This window comes from Streptomyces sp. NPDC006516, assembly GCF_040611875.1.
Taxonomy (GTDB): domain Bacteria; phylum Actinomycetota; class Actinomycetes; order Streptomycetales; family Streptomycetaceae; genus Streptomyces.
Genome location: NZ_JBEXPD010000008.1, coordinates 1 through 22,937, shown reverse-complemented (window position 1 = coordinate 22,937; position 22,937 = coordinate 1). Strand labels below are relative to the sequence as shown.

General features: G+C 70.8%; 21 protein-coding genes and 2 pseudogenes. 16 read left to right on the top strand and 7 right to left on the bottom strand.

What is annotated here, in order from left to right:
- Positions 1-61: 61 nt before the first annotated feature.
- Complete coding sequence (locus ABZY45_RS21670; protein ID WP_356742120.1) at positions 62-1,564, bottom strand: SulP family inorganic anion transporter; 1,503 nt, start codon at positions 1,562-1,564, stop codon at positions 62-64.
- Positions 1,565-1,868: 304 nt separating this feature from the next.
- Between ABZY45_RS21670 and ABZY45_RS21665 the strand changes: the two genes are divergently transcribed.
- Together ABZY45_RS21665 and ABZY45_RS21660 are read left to right on the top strand one after the other, a co-directional pair.
- Positions 1,869-2,351, top strand: coding sequence for a MerR family transcriptional regulator (locus ABZY45_RS21665; protein WP_356742118.1), 483 nt, complete (start codon positions 1,869-1,871; stop codon positions 2,349-2,351).
- Positions 2,352-2,501: 150 nt separating this feature from the next.
- Positions 2,502-2,813 carry a hypothetical protein gene (locus ABZY45_RS21660; protein WP_356742116.1) on the top strand — a complete coding sequence of 104 codons (312 nt, stop codon included), beginning with the start codon at positions 2,502-2,504 and terminating at the stop codon, positions 2,811-2,813.
- Here the strand turns inward: ABZY45_RS21660 and ABZY45_RS21655 are convergent.
- A complete protein-coding gene (locus tag ABZY45_RS21655; protein WP_356742114.1) occupies positions 2,746-3,318 on the bottom strand; it encodes a TIGR03086 family metal-binding protein in 573 nt (190 codons plus the stop codon). The genes ABZY45_RS21660 and ABZY45_RS21655 overlap by 68 nt on opposite strands.
- Positions 3,319-3,400: 82 nt before the next feature.
- On the opposite strand from ABZY45_RS21655, the gene ABZY45_RS21650 reads away from it, so the two are divergent.
- The 3 genes and pseudogenes from ABZY45_RS21650 to ABZY45_RS21640 all read left to right on the top strand — a co-directional run bounded on the left by ABZY45_RS21650 (position 3,401) and on the right by ABZY45_RS21640 (position 5,491).
- Entirely contained in the window at positions 3,401-4,231 is an 831-nt protein-coding gene (locus tag ABZY45_RS21650; protein ID WP_356742112.1) for a helix-turn-helix domain-containing protein, read from the top strand.
- 144 nt (positions 4,232-4,375) lie between these two features.
- A pseudogene (locus ABZY45_RS21645) lies at positions 4,376-4,745 on the top strand (GNAT family N-acetyltransferase).
- Positions 4,742-5,491 carry a Mut7-C RNAse domain-containing protein gene (locus ABZY45_RS21640; protein ID WP_356742110.1) on the top strand — a complete coding sequence of 250 codons (750 nt, stop codon included), beginning with the start codon at positions 4,742-4,744 and terminating at the stop codon, positions 5,489-5,491. The pseudogene ABZY45_RS21645 and the gene ABZY45_RS21640 overlap by 4 nt, the downstream one beginning before the upstream one ends.
- A 199-nt stretch (positions 5,492-5,690) precedes the next feature.
- Here the strand turns inward: ABZY45_RS21640 and ABZY45_RS21635 are convergent, their stop codons facing one another.
- Positions 5,691-6,242: a hypothetical protein gene (locus tag ABZY45_RS21635; RefSeq protein WP_356742108.1), complete on the bottom strand. Its 552-nt coding sequence runs from the start codon at positions 6,240-6,242 to the stop codon at positions 5,691-5,693.
- Positions 6,243-6,423: 181 nt separating this feature from the next.
- On the opposite strand from ABZY45_RS21635, the gene ABZY45_RS21630 reads away from it, so the two are divergent.
- The 3 genes and pseudogenes from ABZY45_RS21630 to ABZY45_RS21620 all read left to right on the top strand — a co-directional run bounded on the left by ABZY45_RS21630 (position 6,424) and on the right by ABZY45_RS21620 (position 8,636).
- A complete protein-coding gene (locus ABZY45_RS21630; protein ID WP_356742106.1) occupies positions 6,424-6,759 on the top strand; it encodes a YnfA family protein in 336 nt (111 codons plus the stop codon).
- 62 nt (positions 6,760-6,821) lie between these two features.
- On the top strand, positions 6,822-7,580 hold the full coding sequence (locus ABZY45_RS21625) for an SDR family NAD(P)-dependent oxidoreductase (protein ID WP_356742104.1): 759 nt from the start codon (positions 6,822-6,824) through the stop codon (positions 7,578-7,580).
- Positions 7,581-7,752: 172 nt separating this feature from the next.
- Positions 7,753-8,636 (top strand): annotated as a pseudogene (locus ABZY45_RS21620) (hypothetical protein).
- A 56-nt stretch (positions 8,637-8,692) separates the two neighbouring features.
- On the opposite strand, the gene ABZY45_RS21615 reads toward ABZY45_RS21620, so the two are convergent.
- A complete protein-coding gene (locus ABZY45_RS21615) occupies positions 8,693-9,886 on the bottom strand; it encodes an RtcB family protein (protein ID WP_356742102.1) in 1,194 nt (397 codons plus the stop codon).
- A 173-nt stretch (positions 9,887-10,059) separates the two neighbouring features.
- Between ABZY45_RS21615 and ABZY45_RS21610 the strand changes: the two genes are divergently transcribed.
- From ABZY45_RS21610 to ABZY45_RS21600, 3 genes are all read left to right on the top strand, one after another.
- Positions 10,060-10,878 carry a DUF3558 domain-containing protein gene (locus ABZY45_RS21610; protein ID WP_356742100.1) on the top strand — a complete coding sequence of 273 codons (819 nt, stop codon included), beginning with the start codon at positions 10,060-10,062 and terminating at the stop codon, positions 10,876-10,878.
- A gap of 261 nt (positions 10,879-11,139) precedes the next feature.
- Positions 11,140-11,979: a DUF3558 domain-containing protein gene (locus ABZY45_RS21605; protein WP_356742098.1), complete on the top strand. Its 840-nt coding sequence runs from the start codon at positions 11,140-11,142 to the stop codon at positions 11,977-11,979.
- Between the two features lie 182 nt (positions 11,980-12,161).
- The gene (locus tag ABZY45_RS21600) at positions 12,162-13,544 is read left to right on the top strand and encodes a DUF2637 domain-containing protein (protein WP_356742096.1); all 1,383 of its coding nucleotides are present in this window, start codon (positions 12,162-12,164) and stop codon (positions 13,542-13,544) included.
- Positions 13,545-13,611: 67 nt separating this feature from the next.
- Here ABZY45_RS21600 and lysS read toward each other — a convergent pair whose 3' ends face one another.
- Entirely contained in the window at positions 13,612-15,363 is a 1,752-nt protein-coding gene (lysS, locus tag ABZY45_RS21595; protein ID WP_356742095.1) for a lysine--tRNA ligase, read from the bottom strand.
- Positions 15,364-15,508: 145 nt separating this feature from the next.
- Between lysS and argS the strand changes: the two genes are divergently transcribed.
- Positions 15,509-17,278, top strand: a complete 1,770-nt coding sequence (gene argS, locus ABZY45_RS21590) for an arginine--tRNA ligase (RefSeq protein ID WP_356742093.1) — start codon at positions 15,509-15,511, stop codon at positions 17,276-17,278.
- 103 nt (positions 17,279-17,381) lie between these two features.
- On the opposite strand, the gene ABZY45_RS21585 is transcribed toward argS, so the two are convergent.
- The gene (locus tag ABZY45_RS21585) at positions 17,382-17,870 is read right to left on the bottom strand and encodes a carboxymuconolactone decarboxylase family protein (RefSeq protein WP_356742092.1); all 489 of its coding nucleotides are present in this window, start codon (positions 17,868-17,870) and stop codon (positions 17,382-17,384) included.
- A 196-nt stretch (positions 17,871-18,066) separates the two neighbouring features.
- On the opposite strand from ABZY45_RS21585, the gene ABZY45_RS21580 reads away from it, so the two are divergent.
- Positions 18,067-19,008: an RNA polymerase sigma-70 factor gene (locus ABZY45_RS21580; protein WP_356742091.1), complete on the top strand. Its 942-nt coding sequence runs from the start codon at positions 18,067-18,069 to the stop codon at positions 19,006-19,008.
- 64 nt (positions 19,009-19,072) lie between these two features.
- On the opposite strand, the gene ABZY45_RS21575 is transcribed toward ABZY45_RS21580, so the two are convergent.
- Entirely contained in the window at positions 19,073-20,482 is a 1,410-nt protein-coding gene (locus ABZY45_RS21575; protein WP_356742090.1) for a helix-turn-helix transcriptional regulator, read from the bottom strand.
- Between the two features lie 394 nt (positions 20,483-20,876).
- On the opposite strand from ABZY45_RS21575, the gene ABZY45_RS21570 reads away from it, so the two are divergent.
- From ABZY45_RS21570 to ABZY45_RS21560, 3 genes are all read left to right on the top strand, one after another.
- Positions 20,877-21,644 (top strand): DUF4232 domain-containing protein, encoded by a 768-nt coding sequence (locus ABZY45_RS21570; protein ID WP_356742089.1) that lies wholly within the window; start codon positions 20,877-20,879, stop codon positions 21,642-21,644.
- 309 nt (positions 21,645-21,953) lie between these two features.
- On the top strand, positions 21,954-22,622 hold the full coding sequence (locus ABZY45_RS21565) for a DUF4097 family beta strand repeat-containing protein (RefSeq protein WP_356742087.1): 669 nt from the start codon (positions 21,954-21,956) through the stop codon (positions 22,620-22,622).
- 25 nt (positions 22,623-22,647) lie between these two features.
- The coding region (locus ABZY45_RS21560) for an ATP-binding cassette domain-containing protein (RefSeq protein ID WP_356742086.1) at positions 22,648-22,937 on the top strand (290 nt) is incomplete at its 3' end.

Genomic DNA, 22,937 nt, shown 5'->3' with positions numbered 1-22,937 from the left:
CCCGGCCGGGACGCTGAACAGGAGCCCGGCGGCCCCTGTGGCCCCCAGCGGGCAGCACCGGTCAGGCGCTTCCGGTGAGTTCGCCGCTGAGGGAGCTGTGCAGACGGGCGCTCCGCTCGTTGAGACCGACGATCTCCACGCTCTTGCCGCGCTGCTCGTACTTCGTGGTGATCGCGTCCAGGCTCGCGACGGCCGACGCGTCCCAGATGTGCGCGGCGCCGAGGTCGATGACGACCCGCTCCGGATCTCCCGCGTAGTCGAACCGTCCGACCAGATCGTTGGACGAGGCGAAGAAGAGTTCGCCGGTCACCGAGTAGACGATCCGCCCGCCGTCCTGGTCGACGACGGTGGTGACATCGGCCACGTGGGCGACCCGCCTGGCGAAGATGACCATCGCCGTCACGGAGCCGACGACGACACCGACAGCGAGGTTCTCGGTGGCGACCACACAGACCACGGTGATCACCATGACCGCGATCTCCCCGGCCGGCATCCGCTTCAGGGTCCTGGGCGCGACGGAGTGCCAGTCGAAGGTCGCGAAGCAGACCATGACCATGACCGCGACGAGGGCCGCCATCGGGATACGGGAGACCAGCGGCCCGAACGCGATGCACAGCACCATCAGGAAGACGCCCGCAAGGAACGTGGACAGCCGGGTACGGGCGCCGGAGACCTTCACGTTGATCATCGTCTGGCCGATCATCGCGCAGCCGCCCATGCCACCGAAGAAGCCCGTCACGATGTTGGCGACGCCCTGCCCGATCGATTCACGGGTCTTGCTGGAGTGGGTGTCGGTGATCTCGTCGACCAGCTTGGCCGTCATCAGCGACTCCATCAGGCCGACCAGCGCCATGGCCAGCGCGTACGGGGCGATGGTGGTCAGCGTGTCCAGCGTGAAGGGCACGTCCGGCAGACCCGGCACCGGCAGGGACGACGGCAGCTCCCCCTTGTCTCCGACGGTCGGAACGGCGATGCCCGCGGCCACGGTGATCGCGGTCAGGATGGCGATGGAGACCAGCGGAGCCGGGACCGCCCTGGTGATCCGGGGGAAGAACACCATGAGCAGGAGACCGCCGACGACCAGCGGGTACACCGGCCAGGGGACATCGCTCACCTCGGGGATCTGGCCGAGGAAGACCAGGATCGCCAGCGCGTTCACGAAACCGACCATCACGCTGCGCGGCACGAACCGCATCAGCCGGGCCACGCCGAGCGCCCCGAGGACGATCTGGAACACCCCGCCGAGGATGACGCCCGCGACCAGGTAGCCGAAGCCGTGTTCACGGTTGAGCGGTGCGATGACGAGGGCGACGGCCCCCGTCGCCGCGGAGATCATCGCCGGCCTGCCACCGACGAAGGAGATGACGACGGCCATCGTGAACGCGGCGAACAGCCCGACCGCCGGGTCGACACCGGCGATGATCGAGAACGAGATCGCCTCGGGGATGAGGGCCAGGCCCACGACGAGACCGGCCAGGGCCTCCGTGCGGAAGACCTTCGGCGACAGCCAGGGCGGCCTGGAGAGACGCAGCCGGGCGGCCGGGTACGGAACGGAGGAAGGCAAGGAAGCGTGACCTGTCGTTGCTCGGGCACACCCGGGGGGAGCCGGGGGGATGCGGGACGTACGGATGCGGCGGGCGCCGTCCCGCAGCTCCGAGAAGGCGGACACGGGCAGGGAAGGCGTACGGCACGGGACCGCAGGAACGCGGTGAACGGCCACGCACGGGAGGCGCGCCCCACCGGGCACCGGCTTTCTCCGGAGGCGTCATCGGCCCCGGCATCCGGGTACCGGCCAACTCTACCCTAACGTTAGAGTAGGGATGGAAGCGCCGCCCTTCCACGGGCACGGCGGACGTCGAAGGGGCACCGTGAACAGCCAGCACATGCAGATCGGCGAGGTCGCCCGGCGCACCGAGCTGTCGCTGCGCACGATCCGGCACTACGAGGAGTCCGGGCTCGTGGTGCCATCGGCCAGGTCGCGGGGCGGATTCCGGCTCTACACCGAGGGCGATGTGGCCCGGCTGATGGTCATCCGCCGGATGAAACCGCTCGGCTTCACCCTCGACGAGATGCGGGACCTTCTGGAGGCGGTCGACCGCCTCGACGCCGGGGAAGCACCCGATGCCGGAGAACCGCTCGCCGCAGGTGAGCGGGAGGCACTGCTGGAGCGGGTGCGCGCGTACGAGCGGTCAGCGGCGGAGCAGGTGGCGAAGCTGCGGACGCAACTCGCGCGCGCCGAGGAGTTCGCGCTGACCCTGCGCACGCGGCTGGAGCGGAGCGGCCCACAGGACCCGGCCGGGGGCGGGGACGCTCTGCCGGATCCGGAACGCTCGGGTCCGCCGGAGGCATGACCCGACCCCCGGTATCCGGAGGCGCGGTCCCGAGTGCAAAAACGGCCCCGAGGTCGCTCTTCGGCCATTCATTGGCCGAAGAATGATCTTCAGCCACCTGGGCCGCCCTGCCGATGCAAGGAGCACCGACTCCTGAGGAGGGCGCCCCGCATGGATGACCTGCTGCTGACGCTGGCTGTCCCGGCCGTGGTCCTGGCCGGCGGGGTGTACGCGGTCTGCGACTGCAGGCGGCAGCGGCAGCGCCCACCCTCGCCGTACACCCGCCGGGCCGCCGAGCTGGCGGCGCACGACGCCCTGCACCGGGCGGAGGCCGTCGTCGACGGCGCGTACGCCGCCCTCGGCAGCCTCTACGCCGACCCGGCCGCCCCGTACCCGGCCGGGGCGGGCCCCACCGTCAGCGGCGGGGCGGGCGCCAGCCGGGATCGCGCCCCGTCCCGGCCAGCACCCGTTCGAAGGCCGTAGCCCCGGGTCCGAGCGGGAAGGGCTCGCCGAACACCTTCATCTTCCGGGCCTGCGGAGCCATCTCGGCCAGCCAGGGCTCCATCTCCTCCACGGCTTCGAGGTCCGGCACGTAGTCCTGGCCCGTCGCCCGGGCCAGGTCCCATGCGTGCACGGTCAGGTCACCCAGCACCATCAGGCCCACCGTCCTGGCGGGCAGCCCCATGCCTCCGCTCACGCCGTCCTCCGCGCCCGGCTGCGCCCACGCCTTCACCAGATGCGCCGTCTCGTCGTCGAAGCGGCCTCGCCAGTCCCCCTCGATGACGTCCGGTGTCCGGCTGAAGTCCACGGGCTCCTTCGCGGCCAGGACACGGAAGTTCGCGATCACGCCGAAGAGATGGTTGAGCAGGGCCCGTACGTCGTAGTCGCTGCACGGCGTGGCGTCGGACAGGTGGTCGTCACCGATCCCCCGCACCACGGGGCCGGCCTGCGCGGCGGCTCGTTCCAGAAGTTCGCTGATCGTCTTCATGCCTCCCACGGTGCGCTTCGCGGGGCCGTCCGTCTTGAAGAAACGCGACAGCGACGCGCTCGGACCGTCCTAAGATCCGTCCATGGCCGGACCTGGACGCGAGACACGGGGGATCGTCGACGCCCCCGACCTGTTCACCCGCGTCCGTTTCCGCCTCCGCGACCCCGCCCCGGAGCTGCGGCCCCACGTGGAGCACTACTGGCTGATCGACTGGGACCTCCCGGAGCCGTACACCTCGCAGGTGGTGCCGCACCCCTGCGTCCACCTGGTCTTCCAGCGCACCGAGACCGGCAGCGAGAGCGAACGGGCGGGCTCCGCCGAGGTCTACGGCGTCGTCGAGGGCCTGTTCACCCAGCGACTGGAGGGCCGCGGCCGGGTCTGCGGTGTGAAGTTCAGGGCGGGGGCCTTCCGGCCGTTCGCCCCGCACCGGCCCGTGTCGGCCTGGACCGGGCGCCGTGTCCCCGCCGAGGAGGCCATGGTCGCCCCGGAGAGCGGACCGCTCCCCTCAGCGCGGGACGTACTCGACCCGTCCGGCGAGGACGCCCGGGTCGCGGCACTCGACGCGTTCCTGCTGCCGCTCCTCCCCCCGCCGGATCCGCAGGCAGAGCTGGCGCGGGCACTGGCCGAACGTGCGCGCACGGACCGCTCCCTGCTCCGGGTCGACGCCCTCGCACGCGCGGGGGACATGTCGGTACGTACGCTCCAGCGGCTCTTCTCCGGCTATGTGGGAGTCGGCCCCAAGTGGGTCATCCTCCGCCACCGCATCCACGAGGCGCTCCAACGCGCCGAGACGGACACGGAGCCCGACTGGGCGCGGCTCGCCGGTGATCTCGGCTACAGCGACCAGGCACACCTGGTCAGAGACTTCACCGCCACGGTGGGGGTCCCCCCGACGGCCTTCGCGTCGCGCTGAGGCCCCTCCGCTGACGGTGCGGCGCCCTACAGCCGCCCCATGGAACCCAGCGCGCCCCGCCCGGCGTCCCCGGCCCCCGTGCGGATCACGCCCTGGTCGGCGGACGACCTCGGGCTGCGCCGCCTGGCGAACGCCCCGGAGCTCATGGGCCACCTCGGCGGCCCGGAGACCGAGGAACAGCTGACAGGGCGAGAAGGTCTACGAGACGGGCTGGGCGGTCCTCCCCGGCTTCCAGGGCCTCGGCATCGCCTCCTCGGCCACCGCCGCCGTGGCCGCCCACGCACGGGACGCGGGCAGACACCGCTGGCTCCACGCCTGTCCGTCCGTCGGCAACGGCGCGTCGAACGCGGTGTGCCGCAAGAGCGGCTTCGTCCTCGTCGGCCCCTGCGACCTCGAATACCCACCCGGCCGCCCCATGGTGGCGAACGACTGGCGGCTGGACCTCACCGCTCTCCGACCCGCGCCGGAAACCCTTGGCCGCCCGGCCGCGCGGGGTGGCATCCTGACCAGGTGAACGGACCCGAGATCACCCTCGAAGTAGCCCCGGAACTGCGGCTCTTCGTCGCCCACGAGCGCCGCCACGGACGCACGGCCGTCACCACCGACGGGTCGTCGACCCTCGGACACGTCGTGGAGTCCCTCGGCGTCCCGCTCACCGAGGCCGGACAGCTGCTCGTCGACGGCCGGCCCGTGCCCGCGTCCCACATCCCCGGGGCCGGCGAACTGGTCGAGGTCCGGGCCGTACGGCGCCCGCAGCCGGTCCCCGGCGCGCCCCTGCGCTTCCTGCTCGACGTCCATCTGGGCACGCTCGCGCGCCGGATGCGGCTGCTGGGCGTGGACGCGGCGTACGAGAGCGAGGACATCGGCGATCCCGCGCTGGCCGCCCTCTCGGCGAAGGAGCAGCGCGTCCTGCTCTCCCGCGACCGGGGGCTGCTGCGGCGCAGGGAGATCTGGGCGGGGGCCTACGTCTACAGCGACCGCCCGGCGGAGCAGCTGCGCGACGTACTGGGCCGCTTCGCTCCCGTACTCGCGCCGTGGACCCGCTGCACCGCGTGCAACGGGGAACTCGCCGAGGCGGACAAGGATTCCGTGCGTGGCCGCCTGGAGCAGGGCACGCAGGCGTCGTACGACGTGTTCGCACAGTGCGCGGCCTGTGGCCGGGTGTACTGGCGGGGCGCCCACCACTCCCATCTGGAGACCATCGTCGCGGACGCCGTGCGCGAGTTCGGTGGCGCGGGCAGCGAGGCTCCGACCGCCTGACGTCCTCCCCTGTTCTCTTCTACGATGACCCGGTGGCAGGCTTCGGCGAGCCCTCGGGGGCACCGCGACCACCCACGACCGCTCGGGCCGGCACGCCCGGCCGGAGGGAAACACCCGGGATCCACCGGATTCCCTCGGGCCTCACCGGAGCCCACCTGATCGCCTCGGACCCGCCGGACCCGGCAGACCGGAAGGCGCGTCAGAAGGCGTAGGCGTCGCCCGTGGCGGGAGCCAGAACCTGGTGGGTGTCGTTGCGCCTGTTCCGGTCGCTCGCGCCGCCGTTCCAGAGCGTGTCCACCCGCACGACCACCTCGGCCGGGCGGCCCACGAGGTGGAGGCCGACCGCCGTGCGCCGTGCCTCCCCGGCAGCGGTCAGCGGGCCGGTGCCGCACAGCACCGTCCGGGCGCCGCCGCGCAGACAGTTCCGGGGCAGCTCCTGTCCGGCTGCGAGCGGCACGGAGAAGCGCAGCCGGACGGTCACGTCCTCGACCCGGGACGGCCCCCGGCTCCCGGACCGCAGCAGGACCCCGAGGCGGTCGCCCCACAGCGAGACGCGACCGTGGTGGGCCACATCCGCCTCCGGCACGATCCGCCGGGCCGCCGGCTCGGCGACGGACACGGCAGCGGACACCGGCCCCGCGACGGCCGCCGGCTCGGCGACGGCGGACAGTCCCGGGCCGCCGAACACCATGGCCGTGGTCAGCGCGGTGGCGACGGATGCCTTCAGTGCAGCTCTACGCATCACTCCCATGCGCCGAACATACCGATCGCCCTCAATCATCCCTGTGTGAGGCCCGGTTCGCCGCGCCTCGCCCACCCGCACGGCCCACCGCGCGGCGCCGAGCAGGTGCGAGCCGGACCTCCTGCCGATCTCGACCGCCCTCACACTCCCGCCGTCCCGCCTCCCGTGCCCCGCGTGGCACGCTGAGGCCATGCTCATCGCCCGCTCCGTCGCACTCTTCGCCGTCGCCGCGCTCTTCGAGATCGGCGGCGCCTGGCTCGTCTGGCAGGGCGTGCGCGAGCACCGCGGCTGGATCTGGATCGGCGCGGGCGTCGCCGCCCTCGGCGTCTACGGCTTCGTGGCGACCCTCCAGCCGGACGCCGACTTCGGCCGCATCCTCGCCGCCTACGGCGGGGTGTTCGTCGCAGGGTCGATCGCCTGGGGCATGGTCGCGGACGGCTACCGCCCGGACCGCTGGGACGTCACGGGAGCGCTGATCTGCCTGGCCGGCATGGCCGTGATCATGTACGCCCCCCGCGACCACTGAAGGGGCCGTCGGAACGCCCGCCTATCCTGGCCCCGTACCGATCAGCTGTCCGAGGAGTTCGCATGGCCGCCACCCCCATCGCCGTCATCACCGGTGCGAGCAGCGGCATCGGCGCCGCGACCGCCCGGCAGCTGGCCGCCGCCGGATACCGCGTGGTGCTCACCGCGCGCCGCAAGGACCGCATCGAGACGCTCGCCGCCGAGCTCACCGAGGCCGGCCACCAGGCGACGGCGTACGCCCTCGACGTCACCGACCGCGCGGCGGTGGACGAATTCGCCACGGCGTTCCGCTCGCTGGCCGTCCTGGTCAACAACGCCGGCGGCGCGCTGGGAGCCGACCCGGTCGCCACCGGTGACCCCTCCGACTGGCGCCAGATGTACGAGACCAACGTCATCGGCACGCTCAACGTCACCCAGGCCCTGCTCCCCGCCCTCACCGCGAGCGGGGACGGCACCGTCGTGATCCTGTCCTCGACGGCGGGCCTCTCCACCTACGAGGGCGGTGGCGGTTACGTCGCCGCCAAGCACGGCGAGCACGTCCTCGCGGAGACCCTGCGTCTGGAGATCGTCGGCACCCCGGTCCGGGTGATCGAGGTCGCCCCCGGCATGGTCAAGACCGAGGAGTTCGCCACCACCCGCTTCCGCGGCGACACCGAGAAGGCCGCCAAGGTCTACGCGGGCGTCGACGCCCCGCTCTCCGCGGACGACGTGGCCGACACGATCACCTGGGCCGTCACCCGCCCCAGCCACGTCAACATCGACCTCCTGGTGGTCCGCCCCCGCGCCCAGGCCTCCAACTCCAAGGTGCACCGCACCCGCTGAAGGCGAAACACGCACATGGGCTGTCGACACTCGTACGGGTGATCGCGACTTATCACGCACCAAGGCACCCGAATCCCTTCCTATGGTCGTGAACAACAGCACACAGAAAGGCCCCCGGTCCGGATTGCAGTCCTGACCGAGGGCCTCACCACCAAGGAAGTAGGGCTTCCTCGTGGCTGAACACGACCCTAGTGCCCCCGGTCTTTTCGAAGTCGACGGGCTCCTGTCGGCCGACACGTCGTTCATGGACCTCGCCGATCCCCGTTATGCCTACATGTTCGGCTTCCTGCAGGCCGACGGCCATCTCGCTGCTGGAACCGGCCGGAAGGGACGGCTGACCGTCGAGATCAACGTGCGGGACATCGCGATCCTCCACGAGTTCCAGCGCCTGACTCCGTACAACAGCAGCATCACCGAGCGCGTCCGGCCCACGAACTTCTCGGAGAGCCACCACTCGGCCACCTGGTCCCTCTGCGCCCTGGAAGCCAGGAACAAAATCAACGGGCTGGGCCTCCCCTACGGGCGGAAATCGAAGCGGATCACTCCACCACGAGTGGAGTTCTCCCGCCGCGACTACCTGCGCGGCATCATCGACGCTGATGGTTCCGTCGGCCGCACGAGCCAGGATCTGCCGTTCATCTCACTGACAACGGCCAGCGCCGCCGTGGGAGCCTATTTGTGCCGGTACCCAAGGAGGTCACGGGCGCCCGCCGGGAGATCACACGTAATGCGCGGGACAAGATCTACAACGTCCTCTACACGAAAGAGGCTGCTGTCGTTCTGGCCGGGCATCTCTATTATCCGGGGTGCCTCTTCCTCGCACGCAAGCAGGCGGCGGCCAAGACGCTGATCTCCTGGGAGCGTCCCGCGGCAATGCGTGTACGGCCACCGAGTCGCCGCTGGAGGCCATGGGAGGACCGCATTCTGCTGGATCTCGGCGACGCCGCCGCCTCAGCCACCGAACTGAACCGGAGTGAGGCGAGTTGCTCGGTACGTCTCTGGCGGTTGAAAACCGGCCAGGTAAAGAGTCCACCCCCTGCGCCGCCCGGCTACTAGGCACCGGCTGAGACGGGCAGGAAGCCGCCCGCGAACTCCGTGGCCCCCCGCCCGTCTCAGCCCTTCACGCACACGATCTGCTTGATCTTCGCGACGACCTCCACCAGATCCCTCTGCTGCTTCATTACCTGCTCGATCGGTTTGTACGCTGCCGGGATCTCGTCCAGGACGCCGGAGTCCTTGCGGCACTCCACGCCCCGAGTCTGCTCCTCCAGGTCGCGCGTCGTGAAACGGCGTTTGGCCGCGTGCCGGCTCATCCTCCGACCAGCGCCGTGGGAGGCCGAGTTGAACGCCTTCTCGTTGCCGAGACCCTTCACGATGTATGAGCTCGTCCCCATGGAACCCGGGATGATCCCGTACTCGCCGGTCCCCGCGCGAATCGCGCCCTTGCGGGTGACAAGCAGGTCCAGGCCCTCGTACCGCTCTTCCGCAACGTAGTTGTGATGACAGGAGATCTCGTGCTCGAAGACCGGCTTCGCCTTCTTGAACTCCCTGCGGACCACGTCCTTGAAGAGCGCCATCATGATCGCGCGGTTGTATTTTGCGTACTCCTGGGCCCAGTACAGGTCGTTCCGGTACTCCGCCATCTGCGGGGTATCCGAAATGAAGACCGCCAGGTCCCGGTCGACCAGGCCCTGGTTGTGTGCCAGTCCCTGGGCAATCCCGATGTGATGCTCGGCCAGCTCCTTACCGATGTTCCGGGACCCGGAGTGCAGCATCAGCCACACCGATCCGGCCTCATCGAGACAGAACTCGATCATGTGGTTGCCCGATCCGAGCGTGCCCATCTGCTTCGTGGCACGGTCCTGCCGGAATTTGACGGAGTCGGCGATCCCGTCGAAACGCGACCAGAAGTCGTCCCAGCCCGCAGTCGGGAAGCCGTGCAGCTTGCCGGGTTCGACCATGTGCTCGTGCATCCCCCGGCCCACGGGAATCGCCTGCTCGATCTTCGACCGGAGCCTGGAAAGGTCTCCCGGCAGGTCGTTGGCGGTGAGCGACGTCTTCACCGCGGACATTCCGCAGCCGATGTCCACGCCGACCGCCGCAGGGCACACCGCGCCGTGCATCGCGATCACGGAGCCCACGGTCGCCCCCTTGCCGAAGTGGACGTCCGGCATGACGGCGAGGCCCTTGATCCAGGGCAGCGTGGACACGTTCCGCAGCTGCTGCATCGCGACGTCCTCGACCGACGCCGGGTCCGCCCACATGCGGATGGGGACCTTCGCGCCCGGTACCTCTACATACGACATAACCCCTCGATTCCCCCGAAAAAGACTGAAAGCGCAAAACCGGTGCCAAAGGTCGGCATAGCGGTTGACCGACCGGCATTCACAGCGGCGCGTGCGATACACATTGTGTCCATCGGCCGCCGACGAGCGGCAACCCGTTTTCGTACCGAAGGGAGCCTGGGACCGTGCGACACATGGCGTACGTACCCGGCGTCGCGCTCCTCGCAGCGCTCGTCGCCGGCTGCAGCGCCGGCTCCGACGCCGACGATTCCGACGCCGACAGCAAGCCCGGCAGCCCGACGGTCACGGCCGCGCCTCCCGGTAAGTACCGGACGCTGCCCGAATCCTGCCGTGCCGTACCGCGTTCCACCCTCCAGGACCTGCTCCCGGGCGCCGCCGACCTCTCGCAGGAACAGCAGGAGAAGGTGTACGAGGGCACGGCCACCGTGACCTACGACACCGACCGCAAGGTCGGCTGCCGCTGGAAGTCGGACGCCCCCGACGCCTCCCGGAACCTCTCCATCGATTTCGAACGCGTCGTGTCGTACGACCCGGCCGTGAGCGACGACGACCGCGCCCGCGAGGTGTACGGGAAGAAGCAGGACGCCGCGGCCCTTCCGGCGCCGAACGGCGCCACCCCCAGTGAGAAGCCCGTTGAATCGGCCTCGGGCTCCCCCGGCGGCACCCCCTCCGGCTCCCCGAGCGGCTCGTCCTCCACGTCCTCCTCCGCCGAGCCGTCCCCCGGCACCACCGGGGTGGACCCCGACGAGGATCTCCGGCCCCGTCTGCTCGACGGGCTCGGGGACGCCGCGTTCCTGGACGATGTGCTCACCCGGGCGGGTTCCACCGCGCAGCACCGCACCGTGAGCGTGGTGTTCCGCACATCGAACGTCATCGTGACCGTCCAGTACACGGAGCAGCCCGCCGACGTCACCGGGGTGCCCGACAGCCGGGAACTGCAGGAGAAAGCCCAGGCCCTGGCGCGGAATCTGGACGAGGCCCTCAGCGACTGACCTCCCTGCGGAGGTCACCGGCCGTGCTCTCCCGCACGCCCCGTGACCTCCGGGCGGGGGCGGCATCCGGTCGCGGTCCGTCGTACCGTGGCCCCCGACCGCCGTGGCCCCCGACCGCCCCGCCGACCGACCGACGACCGACCGCCAGGACACTCGCCCGCCGTGGCGACCGACCGACGACCGACCGCCGCGAAGACCGGCTTCCGTACAGCCCGACCGCCCGCACGACCGAGACCGCCGTGCCGTCCGAGTGAAGGAACCATGCACCGATCAGCCCCGCGACTGTCCCGCATACTCGCCTGCGCCGCCGTTCCGGTGATGCTCGTCGTCGCCGGCTGCTCGTCGGACTCCGGCGACGCGAAGGAGTCGGGCTCCTCGACCTCGCCCAGCGCGAAGAAGACGGAGCCGACCGTCGAGCCCGCGAAGTTCTCCACCCTGCCCGACGCCTGCGCGTCGATCGGCAAGAAGACGATCGAGGACCTGGTCCCCAAGACCAAGACCAAGAGCGGCACCCCGGGCAAGTCGAGCGACGCCGCCACCCGCGGCGGCTGCTCCTGGAACGGCCTGGACGACAACGGCGTCAAGGGCTCGCAGTACCGCTGGCTCGACGTCGGCTTCACCCGCTTCGACTCCGACCAGTCCCTGGGAAGCGGCGCGAAGCGCGCCACGGAGGAGTACACCAAGCAGGTCTCCAAGGCGCAGGCGACCGAGGGTGCGAAGAAGGCCTCGGCCAAGCCCGCCGAGGACATCGGTGAGCAGGCCACCGCGGTCACGTACAGCCTGACCAAGTCGAAGGAGGACTTCGAGTACGCGACGGTCGTGGCCCGCACCGGAAACGTCGTCGTCAGCGTCACCTACAACGGCGCCGGGTTCGCGGGCGCCAAGACGCCCTCCGCCGCCGACATCCTCAAGGGTGCCCGGAAGGCCGCCACCGAGGCCGTCGCCGCGGTCGAGAAGCCCGCGGACTCCCCGTCCGGCAAGGCCTCGTCCTCCGCCAAGCCCTCCGCTTCCGCCAAGGCCTCGTCCTCCGCGAAGGCGACGTCGAAGGCGACCGCGAAGACGCCCGCGAAGACGACGTCCAAGGCGACCGCCAAGTCGTGACCTACGCCCGGCAGGCGCACGAACTCCCCTGATCGGATGGCTCCTTACGAAGCCCGGTGCTCCCGCGAGTACCGGGCTTCGCCCCCTCCCCGCGCAACACGCCCGGCCGGCATGTGCCAGGCTGTGCCCGCGCCGGATACCGAAAGCGGAGCCGGTTCGTTCAAGTCGGGAGGGGATCGCGGGTGGCCGCAATGCAGCTGACACGCACGCACCGCGTACTCATCGGGGTCGTCGTCGCCGGCGCCGTGCTCATCGCCGCGATCGGTTTCGCGGGCTCGTACGCCGCCGTCCGCGAACTCGCGGAGGAGAAGGGCTTCGGCCGGTTCTCGCTGGTCTTCCCGATCGGCATCGACGCGGGCATCTGCGTCCTGCTGGCACTGGACCTGCTGCTGACGTGGATGCGCATCCCGTTCCCCCTGCTGCGCCAGACGGCATGGCTCCTGACCGCCGCGACCATCGCCTTCAACGGCGCCGCCGCCTGGCCGGACCCGCTGGGCACCGGCATGCACGCGGTGATCCCGATCCTGTTCGTCGTCGCCGTCGAAGCGGCGCGGCACGCCGTCGGCCGGATCGCGGACATCACGGCGGACAAGCACATGGAGGGCGTCCGCCTCACCCGCTGGCTGCTCTCCCCCGTCCCCACCTTCAAGCTGTGGCGCCGGATGAAGCTGTGGGAGCTGCGCAGCTACGAACAGGTCATCAAGCTCGAACAGGACCGGCTGATCTACCAGGCCCGCCTCCAGGCCCGCTTCGGCCGCAACTGGCGCCGCAAGGCACCCATCGAGTCGATGATGCCGCTGCGCCTGGCGAAGTACGGCGTCCCGCTCGCCGAGACCGCCCCGGCGGGCCTCGCCGCCGCGGGCATCGAACCGGCCCTGCTGCCCCCGGCCCCGGTCGCGGTGGAAGCGGAGCAGCAGCCCCAGCTCCCGTACGCCCCGCAGGCACAGGAGCCCCGGCAGGAACAGGAGCCCCGGCGGGAACAGCGGGAGCCCCAGGCACAGCACGAGGATCCTGCGCACCAGCAGCGGGCCCAGCCGCAGCAGCAGTACCCGCAGGAGGGCCCCGGCTCGCACGACAGCCCGTGGTTCGCTGCACCGCAGGTGCCGGAGGACGCGTACGAGAGCGCGTACAACCCGACGTACGTCGAGGGCCTGGAGCCCACTCCGGTGATGGTCCCCTCGGGTCCGGGCGGCCGGACCCGCCCGCTCGGCAGCGTGGGCACCATCGGCGCGTTCCCGCACCCCCGCGCCGCGGAACCCGAGGCCGGGCACCAGCTCGCGCAGCAGGCGTCCGAGGAGCAGGGCCCGGAGCACCAGGACCAGGTCCAGCAGGACGACCCGGCCGAATGGGCCGAGGCCGAGATCGAGTTCAGCGAGATCGCGTACGAGGTGTTCACCGCGTACACGCACCAGCACCAGGACTACCCGAGCGCCGAGGTGCTCGACATACACCTCTCGGACGGCCACAACGTCCGCCACCCGCGCAGCGCCGCCCTGCTCCGCAGGCTGCTGCCGGGCTTCAAGCAGCGCTTCGACAGCGAGATGGCCGCGGACCACATCGCGTAGCCGCGGAAGCGGGCACAGGAGAACGGGCGGGCCGCTGAGCGGCCCGCCCGTTCTCACATCCGCGGTGTCACGCCCCGAGCAGCGTCCGCACCCGGTCCGCCCCGACCGCGAGCAGCAGCGTGGGCAGGCGGGGCCCGGTGTCCCGGCCGACGAGCAGCCGGTACAGCAGCGCGAAGAAGGAGCGCTGCGCGACCTTCAGTTCGGGCGTGGGCTTGGCGTCGGGCTCCAGGCCCTCCAGCACCTTCGGAACGCCGTAGACGAGCGTGGTCAGCCCGTCCAGCGACCAGTGCGAGTCGAGCCCTTCGAGCAGCAGCCGCAGCGACTCACGGCCCTGCTCGTCCAGGGAGCCCAGGAGCTCCTTGTCGGGCTCGTCACGGACGACGGTGCGGGCCTCCGCCGGGACCTGGGTGGTGATCCAGTTCTCGGCACGGTCGAGCCGGGGCCTCGCCTCGTCGAGCGAGGTCAGCGGGTTCTCCGGGTCGAGCTCGCTGAGGATGCGCAGCGTCTGGTCCTCGGCGCCCGCGGTGATGTCGGCGACCGAGGCCAGCGTGCGGTACGGCAGCGGGCGGGGGGTGCTGGGCAGCTCCCCCGCGGCGGTGCCGACGGCCCGGGAGTAGGCGGCGGCGTCGGCGGGGAGCACCGTGCCGTCGGCCACCTTGCGGGCCAGCGAGTCCCACTCGTCGTACAGGCGCTGGATCTCCTGGTCGAAGGCGATCTTGAAGGACTGGTTCGGCTTGCGGCGGGCGTACAGCCAGCGCAGCAGCGGCGCCTCCATGATCTTCAGCGCGTCGGCCGGGGTCGGCACGCCGCCCTTGCTGGAGGACATCTTCGCCATGCCGGAGATCCCGACGAACGCGTACATCGGGCCGATCGGCTGGACACCGTCGAACACCTCGCGCACGATCTGGCCGCCGACGACGAACGAGGAGCCCGGCGAGGAGTGGTCCACGCCGCTGGGCTCGAAGATCACGCCCTCGTAGGCCCAGCGCATCGGCCAGTCGACCTTCCAGACCAGCTTGCCGCGGTTGAACTCGTTCAGCCGGACCGTCTCGGCGAAGCCGCAGGCCGAGCAGGTGTAGTTCAGCTCGGTCGTGTCGTCGTCGTAGGAGGTGACGACGGTGAGGTCCTTCTCGCAGTTGCCGCAGTACGGCTTGTACGGGAAGTAGCCGGCCGCGTTGGAGCTGCCGTCGTCCTCGCTCGCCGCGCCGGAGCCCTCGGCGGCCTCCAGCTCGGCCTCGTCGACCTTCTTCTGCTGCGGCTTCTTGCCGCCCGCCGCGCCGTCCTTCTTGGTGCGGTAGCGGTCCAGGACCGCGTCGATGTCGGCGCGGTGCCTCATCGCGTGCAGGATCTGCTCGCGGTAGGTGCCCGCGAGGTACTGCTCGGTCTGGCTGATCCCGTCGTACTCGACGCCCAGCTCGTCCAGCGCCTCGGTCATGGCGGCCTTGAAGTGCTCGGCCCAGTTCGGGTACGCCGACCCGGCCGGGGCGGGCACCGACGTCAGCGGCTTGCCGATGTGCGCCTGCCAGGAGTCGTCGACGCCCTCGACGCCGTTCGGCACCTTGCGGTAGCGGTCGTAGTCGTCCCACGAGATCAGGTGGCGCACGGTGTGGCCACGGCGGCGGATCTCGTCGGCGACCAGGTGCGGGGTCATGACCTCGCGGAGGTTGCCGAGGTGGATCGGACCCGACGGGGAGAGGCCGGACGCGACGACGACCGGTTTGCCAGGCGCACGTCGCTCCGATTCGGCGATGACATCGTCCGCGAAGCGGGAGACCCAGTCGGTCTCGGTGCTGCTCTGACTCGAAGCCACGGTCGGCACGTCCTTCTCTCGTGTAGGACTCGTAGGGGACGCCCACGAAGGGCACCCCCATTCTCCCAGGTACCGACCGCAGCGCGAAAACGGCTTTACGGCCCGTGGGATACTGGGGTGATCCCTTGTCCTCTACCGAAACGGCAGCCGGCTCATGGCTTCGGTCCCCTCCCTCGCTTCCACGCTCCAGCAGCAGCTCGCGGACGCCCTGACGGCAGCACTGCCGGAAGCCGGCACCGCGGACCCGCTGCTGCGCCGAAGCGACCGGGCCGACTTCCAGGCCAACGGCATCCTGGCACTCGCCAAGAAGCTCAAGGGCAACCCGCGCGAGCTGGCCGCCAAGGTCACCGCGGCCCTTCCCGCGGGCGAGCTGATCAAGGACATCGAGGTGTCCGGCCCCGGCTTCCTGAACGTCACGCTCACCGACGGGGCGATCATCCGCACGCTCGCCGCGCGCGCCGCCGACGGCGACCGGCTCGGCGTCCCGCCGAAGGCCGCCCCCGGCACGACCGTGATCGACTACGCCCAGCCGAACGTGGCCAAGGAGATGCACGTCGGCCACCTGCGGTCGGCGGTCATCGGCGACGCCATGGTCCAGATCCTGGAGTTCACCGGCGAGAACGTCGTCCGGCGCCACCACATCGGCGACTGGGGCACCCAGTTCGGCATGCTCATCCAGTACCTCTTCGAGCACCCGGACGAGCTGACGCACGAGGACGACAAGGCCGACGGCGAAGCGGCGATGTCCTCGCTGAACCGCGTCTACAAGGCGTCGCGGGTCCTCTTCGACTCCGACGAGGAGTTCAAGGCCCGCTCCCGCGACCGGGTGGTGGCCCTCCAGGCCGGAGACCCGGAGACGCTGGCGCACTGGCAGCGCTTCGTCGACGAGTCGAAGATCTACTTCTACTCCGTCTTCAACAAGCTCGACATGGAGATCGCCGACCCCGACATCGTCGGTGAGTCCGGCTACAACGACATGCTCGAGGAGACCTGCCGGATCCTGGAGGAGACGGGTGTCGCCGTCCGCTCCGAGGGCGCCCTGTGCGTGTTCTTCGACGACGTGAAGGGCCCGGACGGCAACCCGGTCCCGCTGATCGTCAAGAAGACCAACGGCGGCTACGGCTACGCCGCCACCGACCTCTCCGCGATCCGCGACCGGGTGCAGAACCTCAAGGCCGACTCCCTGGTCTACGTCGTCGACGCCCGGCAGTCCCTGCACTTCAAGATGGTCTTCGAGACGGCCCGCCGCGCCGGCTGGCTGAACGAGGACGTCAAGGCGCACCAGCTGGCCTTCGGCACGGTCCTCGGCAAGGACGGCAAGCCGTTCAAGACCCGTGAGGGCACGACCGTCCGGCTGGAGGACCTGCTGGACGAGGCCGTCGAGCGGGCCACCGCCGTGGTCCGGGAGAAGGCCGAGAAGGTGGGCCTGTCCGAGGACGAGATCGTCGAGAACGGCCGGTACGTCGGCGTCGGCGCCGTGAAGTACGCGGACCTGTCGACCTCCGCCGTCCGGGACTACAAGTTCGACCTGGACCAGATGGTGTCGCTGAACGGCGACACCTCGGTGTACCTCCAGTACGCCTACGCCCGGATCCGCTCCATCCTGCGCAAGGCCGGCGACGCGAAGCCGGCCGCGCACCCGGAGCTGGAGCTGGCCCGGGCCGAGCGCGCGCTCGGCCTGCACCTGGACCAGTTCGGCGCCGTCCTGGAGGAGGTCGCCGAGGGATACGAGCCGCACAAGCTGGCCGCGTACCTGTACCAGCTGGCCTCGCACCTCACCACGTTCTACGACCAGTGCCAGGTGCTGAGCGAGGAGAACCCGCCCGAGGTCGTCGAGAACCGGCTGTTCCTCGTGGAGCTCACCGCCCGGACCCTGCACCAGGGCATGAAGCTGCTCGGCATCAGGACGCCCGAGCGCCTCTGAACCGGCATCCGGCGCCGCCCGGCGCCGGGCCCGGGACAGCACGGATCGCCCGTGCGGGACATGGTCCCGCACGGGCGATCTCGTACCCGCCCGCGGCGGTGGCTCAGTCGAAAGCGGCGGCGAACATGCCGGGCTCGTAGGAGCCTCCCCGCTGGTGCAGGATGACGGCGAGCCGGTTGGCCGCGTTGATGAGGGCGACCAGCGAGACCAGCGCGGCGATCTGGTCGTCATCGTAGTGCTTGCGCACCAGGGCCCAGGTCTCGTCGGACACCCCCTGGTGGGCGTCGGCGAGCCGGGTGCCCTCCTCGGCGAGCGCCAGCGCGGCCTGCTCGGCCTCGGTGAACACGGTGGACTCCCGCCAGGCGGCCACGAGGTGGAGCCGTACCGCGCTCTCGCCCGCGGCAGCCGCCTCCTTGACGTGCATGTCGATGCAGTGCCCGCAGCCGTTGATCTGGCTGGCGCGCAGTGACACCAGCTCCTGTGTGGACTTCGGCAGGGTCGACTGCTGGATCACCAGGCCGGCGCCCGCGAAGCGCTTGGCGAACCTGGAGCCGAGGTCGTTCCCGAAGATGTCGAACCGTGCGTCGTTCATGATGTCGTCCTCACTCGTGGTGCCTCTGCCGGATCGGTGCCTCCGTCGCACCGGACGAACACGAGATGCCGGCGACCCGCCGCGTGTGACAGGGCGCCGACGTGACGTACGCCACCGTCGGCGGGTGTCACAGAGAGGCGGGGTCCGGCGTCTTGTGCGCGTGACACCGTCGGGAGCCAACAGGCAGGAGCAGCCCGTGAAGAGCGAGCAGAGCGGACCAGCGCACGCGGAGAACCCGTCCGGACGTCCCGACGAGGCCGGGCGCACCGATCCCGCCACCGAGACGTTCGTGACCCATCGCAACCTGCTCTTCACCGTCGCCTACGAGATGCTCGGCTCGGCCGCCGACGCGGAGGACGTCCTGCAGGAGACCTGGCTGCGGTGGGCGGGCGTCGATCTCGACGCGGTACGGGACCGGCGCGCCTACCTGGTCCGGATCACCACGCGGCAGGCGCTGACCCGGCTGCGCACGCTCGGCCGCCGCAAGGAGTCCTACGTCGGCACCTGGCTGCCCGAGCCGCTGCTCACCGCGCCCGACGTGGCCGAGGACGTCGAACTGGCGGACAGCGTCTCGATGGCGATGATGCTGGTGATGGAAACCCTCGCGCCCAGCGAGCGTGCGGTGTTCGTGCTGCGCGAGGTGTTCGGCCTCGACTACGAGGAGATCGCCGAAGCCGTCGACAAGAGCCCGGCAGCGGTCCGTCAGATCGCACACCGGGCACGCGTCCACGTCGCGGCGCGACGGCCGCGCGGGGTCGTCTCCCCGGACGAGACCCGCGAGGCGCTCGACGCGTTCCGGGGCGCGGTGGAAACGGGCGATCTGCAGACCTTGCTCGACATCCTCGCGCCGGACGTCGTCCTCCTGGGTGACGGGGGCGGGGTCAAGCAGGCCGTCCTGCGGCCGATCGTGGGAGCCGACAAGGTCGCCAGGCTGCTGGTGGCCGGACTGGGAAAGTCCGGACCGACGCTGCGGCCCGCTCACGTCAACGCCGCCCCGGCCCTGGTCGTCCGGCTCGGGGGCGAACTCGACACCGTCATGGCGGTGCGCATCGACGACGGGCTCATCACGGGGCTCTACGCCGTGCGCAACCCCCAGAAGCTCTCCCACATGCGGCAGGAGACATCCCTGCGCCGCTGACCCCTTACGGGGACGGGCGCACGCCGGGGTGCCGGGGCGCGCGACGCCCGCCCCGGCACCACCCTCAGTACTCCTCCTCCGGGACCCACTGGTCCGTGTCCGCGCGGTAGTAGAAGTGCGGCCGGGCCGCGAGTGCGCTCGTACGGAACGGCTTGCCCCGGTCGTCGATCCGCAGGGTCCCGCTCCGCCCGCCGCTGGTCCACTCCAGCTCCAGGTACCAGGTCACGTCGTGCCCCTCCACATGGGCGTCGAGGTGGAACACCTCGACGTCCGTGGAACTCACCCGGTACGGGAAGTCCTTCGCGGGGACGACCTTGCCCGCGTCCTCCCCGGCGACGGGGGTGGACCGGGGCCGGCTGTCGTCCAGGTCGATGTCGAACGTCTGCGGCGTGATGCCACCCCCGCAGCCGTTGCCCATGGAGTACGCGTTCCAGGGGAGCGCCGCCTCGCGCCCCAGCACCCGCACGTGCAGGGCGTTCAGCACGACCGCCTCCCCGGACGTCCCCTGGAGCGTGAGCTCGAGCTTCATGTCGCCGCCGTCCACGCCCCCCAGGGCCCGCGCCCAGCTGCGGGAGTCCTGGGGCGGGGGGTTCGGCGGCACGTCGTCGGGCTCCTGGTCGAGGAGGTAGTACTGCCCGCAGGGTGACTCCCAGTTGTACGAGCTGATCGTGGCGTTCACGGGTACGCCACTGCTCTCGTCGGGGGCTCCGGAGGCCGCCGAAGGGGCCGCGGACGAGCTGCGCCCGCCGGCCGGGGTGGCGTCCTTGCTGGGCTTCGCCGACGTGCCCACCCCCTTGCCCGGCTTGGCGCTGCCGCTGACACGGCCGCTGGGCACGACCTGCGCGAGACTGGGCTCCGCCCGCGTACGCCCGTCGTCGGACGGCTCGTCACCCGTGAGGCCACGGACGGCGAACGCGGCGGGCACGGTGAGCGCCACGACGGCCACCGCGGTGAGCAGCACCCGCAGCCGCCGTGTGGGCCGCCGCCGCTCGGGCGGGCGCTCGCCGGGGCGGGGAGCCTCGGGTGTCACATCCTGCGCGGGGAATTCCGTTTCCGGCTGAGGAACAGCTTCCGGTTGGACCTCGGGCTTGGCTTCCCCGGCCGTGGATCCCTCGGCCGTGGCGCCCTTTGCGACGGAGTCCTCGACCCCGGATTCCCCGGCGCCGGACTCCCCGGCGCCCGCCTCGGGAACGGCGGCCGGAGCCGGCGCCGGCTTCCGCGCACCCCGCCGCTTGGCCTCGTCGGCCAGGATCCACTTCCGGTGCAGGGCGACCAGTTCGTCGGACGAGGCCCGGCACGCCCGCGCGAACCGCTCGACGGGCGCGTACTCGTGGGGGACGGCGTCGCCGTTGCAGTAGCGGTGCACGGTCGACGTACTCATGTGCAGCTTCTGGGCCAGGGCCCCGTAGCTCAGTCCCGACCGCTCCTTCAACCCCCTCAAGAGCGCCGCGAAGTCCTGGATCTCTGTGTCCACCCCGACCGTTCCCCTTCTGTTCCTTCCCGGAACGGCGTCCCAGGGAAGTGCTGTTCGCGCAGGTCAGAGTGTGTGCGAGCGTTCCAGCGTCCCGCATGGCCCGCCAGGCGTTGCGGCGGAAATCCGAGCCTGGACAAGATGTGGACACACCGCGGCGTTCCCCGCGACCAGCACATCCCACCCTCACCCGTCCCGGGAGCCGCCGTGCGTACTCGACCTGAACTCAGCCTGACCGACGCGGTCGCCACCGGAGTCCTGATCGCCTGCATCGCGGTCGTCATCTCACTCCTGTAACGCCTCTGATCACGCGTCACCACCCAGTACACCCGCCCGCACCTCAAGGCGCCAAACGGCGCCCCGGGCAGACCTCACCAACGAACGGGGAGAACCACTCATGCGCAACCTCCACATCCGCCGCGCCGCCCGCACCTCCGTCCTGGGCGCCGCCGCCCTCGTCGCCGCCCTGTCCCTCACCGCCTGCCAGAGCGACAGCCCCGCCGCCGACGACGCCGCCGCCGGCACGTCGTCCCAGCAGCCTGCCGACGGCGCCTCGGCGGCGCCGGTGTCGGACAAGGACGCGGACACCGGTACGGACCGGGGCACGAGCACGGGGACGGACAAGGCGACGACCGGAGGGTCGGGCGCATCTGGTTCCGGTTCGGGCACCGCCAAGGATTCCGGTTCCACCGGCGGGCAGTCCGGCGCGAAGCAGCAGGGCAACGGCGACACCGCCCCCGTCACCCTCGCGTGTGACGGCGGGAACTCCAAGGTGACCATCACCGCCGTGCCGCGGCCCGTCAACCACATGCTGCTCACGGTCACCAACACCGGCTCGAAGGCCTGCAACGCCTACTACTACCCGTTCCTGCGGTTCGGTGAGGCCCAGTCCGCCCCGCAGGCGTACGAGGAGAGCAAGCCGCAGGCCGTCGTCACCCTCAGCCCCGGAGAGTCCGCCTACGCCGGTGTCATGACCTCCTCCGCCGACGGGAGCGGCACCGGCGGCTACTCCACCAAGGACCTGACGGTCAGCTTCCAGGGCGCTGCGGGCTCCGGCTCCACCGGCCCCACCGCGAACGTGCCGCTCAGCAAGCCCGTGTACGTCGACAGCACCCTGGCCGTCACGTACTGGCAGACCGACATGGACGACGCGCTCATGTACTGACCCGCACCCGCGCACCGGGCCCGGCACCCCCTGGAGGGGTGCCGGGCCCGGTCGCGTTTCCCCGTCCCTGACGGCAGACCCTTTCGCCGCGTGGAGGTCCGTCATGTCCGCCACATAGCGTTCACTCGTCGACCATTGCAACGAACCCGGAGCTTGCCGTTGCATTGACTTCAAAAGCATTGCAACGAAAACCTGGCCATCACCTGCAATGACAGGGATTTAGCGCAACAAGCTTGTTGCCGGTTCCTTGAACGCAACGTAGCGTTTCCATCATCAGAAACAAGGAACCCAGGAAACAAGGAGCGCACGATGCAGAAGTTCGACACCCCCACCCCGGTCTCCGCCCACCTCGGCATCCCCGCCGGGCGCCTCCAGATCATCGCCGCGGACCGCACCGACACCACCGTCGAGGTCCGCCCCGCCAACCCCTCCAGGAGCCGCGACGTGAAGGCGGCAGAACAGACCGAAGTCACCTACAAGGACGGCGTCCTGCGCATCCAGGCACCGGAGGCGAAGAACCGGATCCTCGGCGACTCCGGCTCCGTCGAGGTCACCGTCCAGCTGCCCGCCGGCTCCCGCGTCGAGGCGAAGGCCGCCGCCGCCGAGTTCCGTGGCGTGGGACGCCTCGGTGACGTCGACTTCGACGGCGGCCACGGCTCGGTCAAGGTGGACGAAGCCGCAAGCGCCCGCCTCACCGGCCTCGACGCCCACATCACCGTCGGCCGGCTGAACGGCCCCGGCGAGATCAGCACCCAGCGAGGCGACGTGCACATCGTGGAGGCGGTGCGCGGACAGCTCACCCTGACCACCCAGCAGGGCGACATCACCGTCGGCGCCGCCCGCGAGGTCTCCGCGTCCCTGGACGCCGGCACCGCCTACGGCCGGATCGACAACGCGCTGAAGAACACCGGCGGCACACCCGGTCTGACCATCAAGGCGACCACCTCCCAGGGCGACATCACCGCCCGCAGCCTCTGACCGCGACATCCGAAGGAGTACCAGCATGACGAACCCGGCCATCGCGGCGAACGGGCTGCGCAAGTCCTACGACGGCAGGACCGTCCTGGACGGCATCGATCTGACGGTCCCGGAGGGGACGGTCTTCTCCCTGCTCGGCCCCAACGGCGCCGGAAAGACCACCGCCGTCAAACTGCTCTCCACCCTCATCACCCCGGACCCCGGCTCCGGCGACATCCGTGTCGCCGGCCACGACCTCGCCACCGAACCCCAGGCGGTGCGTGCCGCGATCGGTGTCACCGGCCAGTTCTCCGCCGTGGACGGGCTGATCACCGG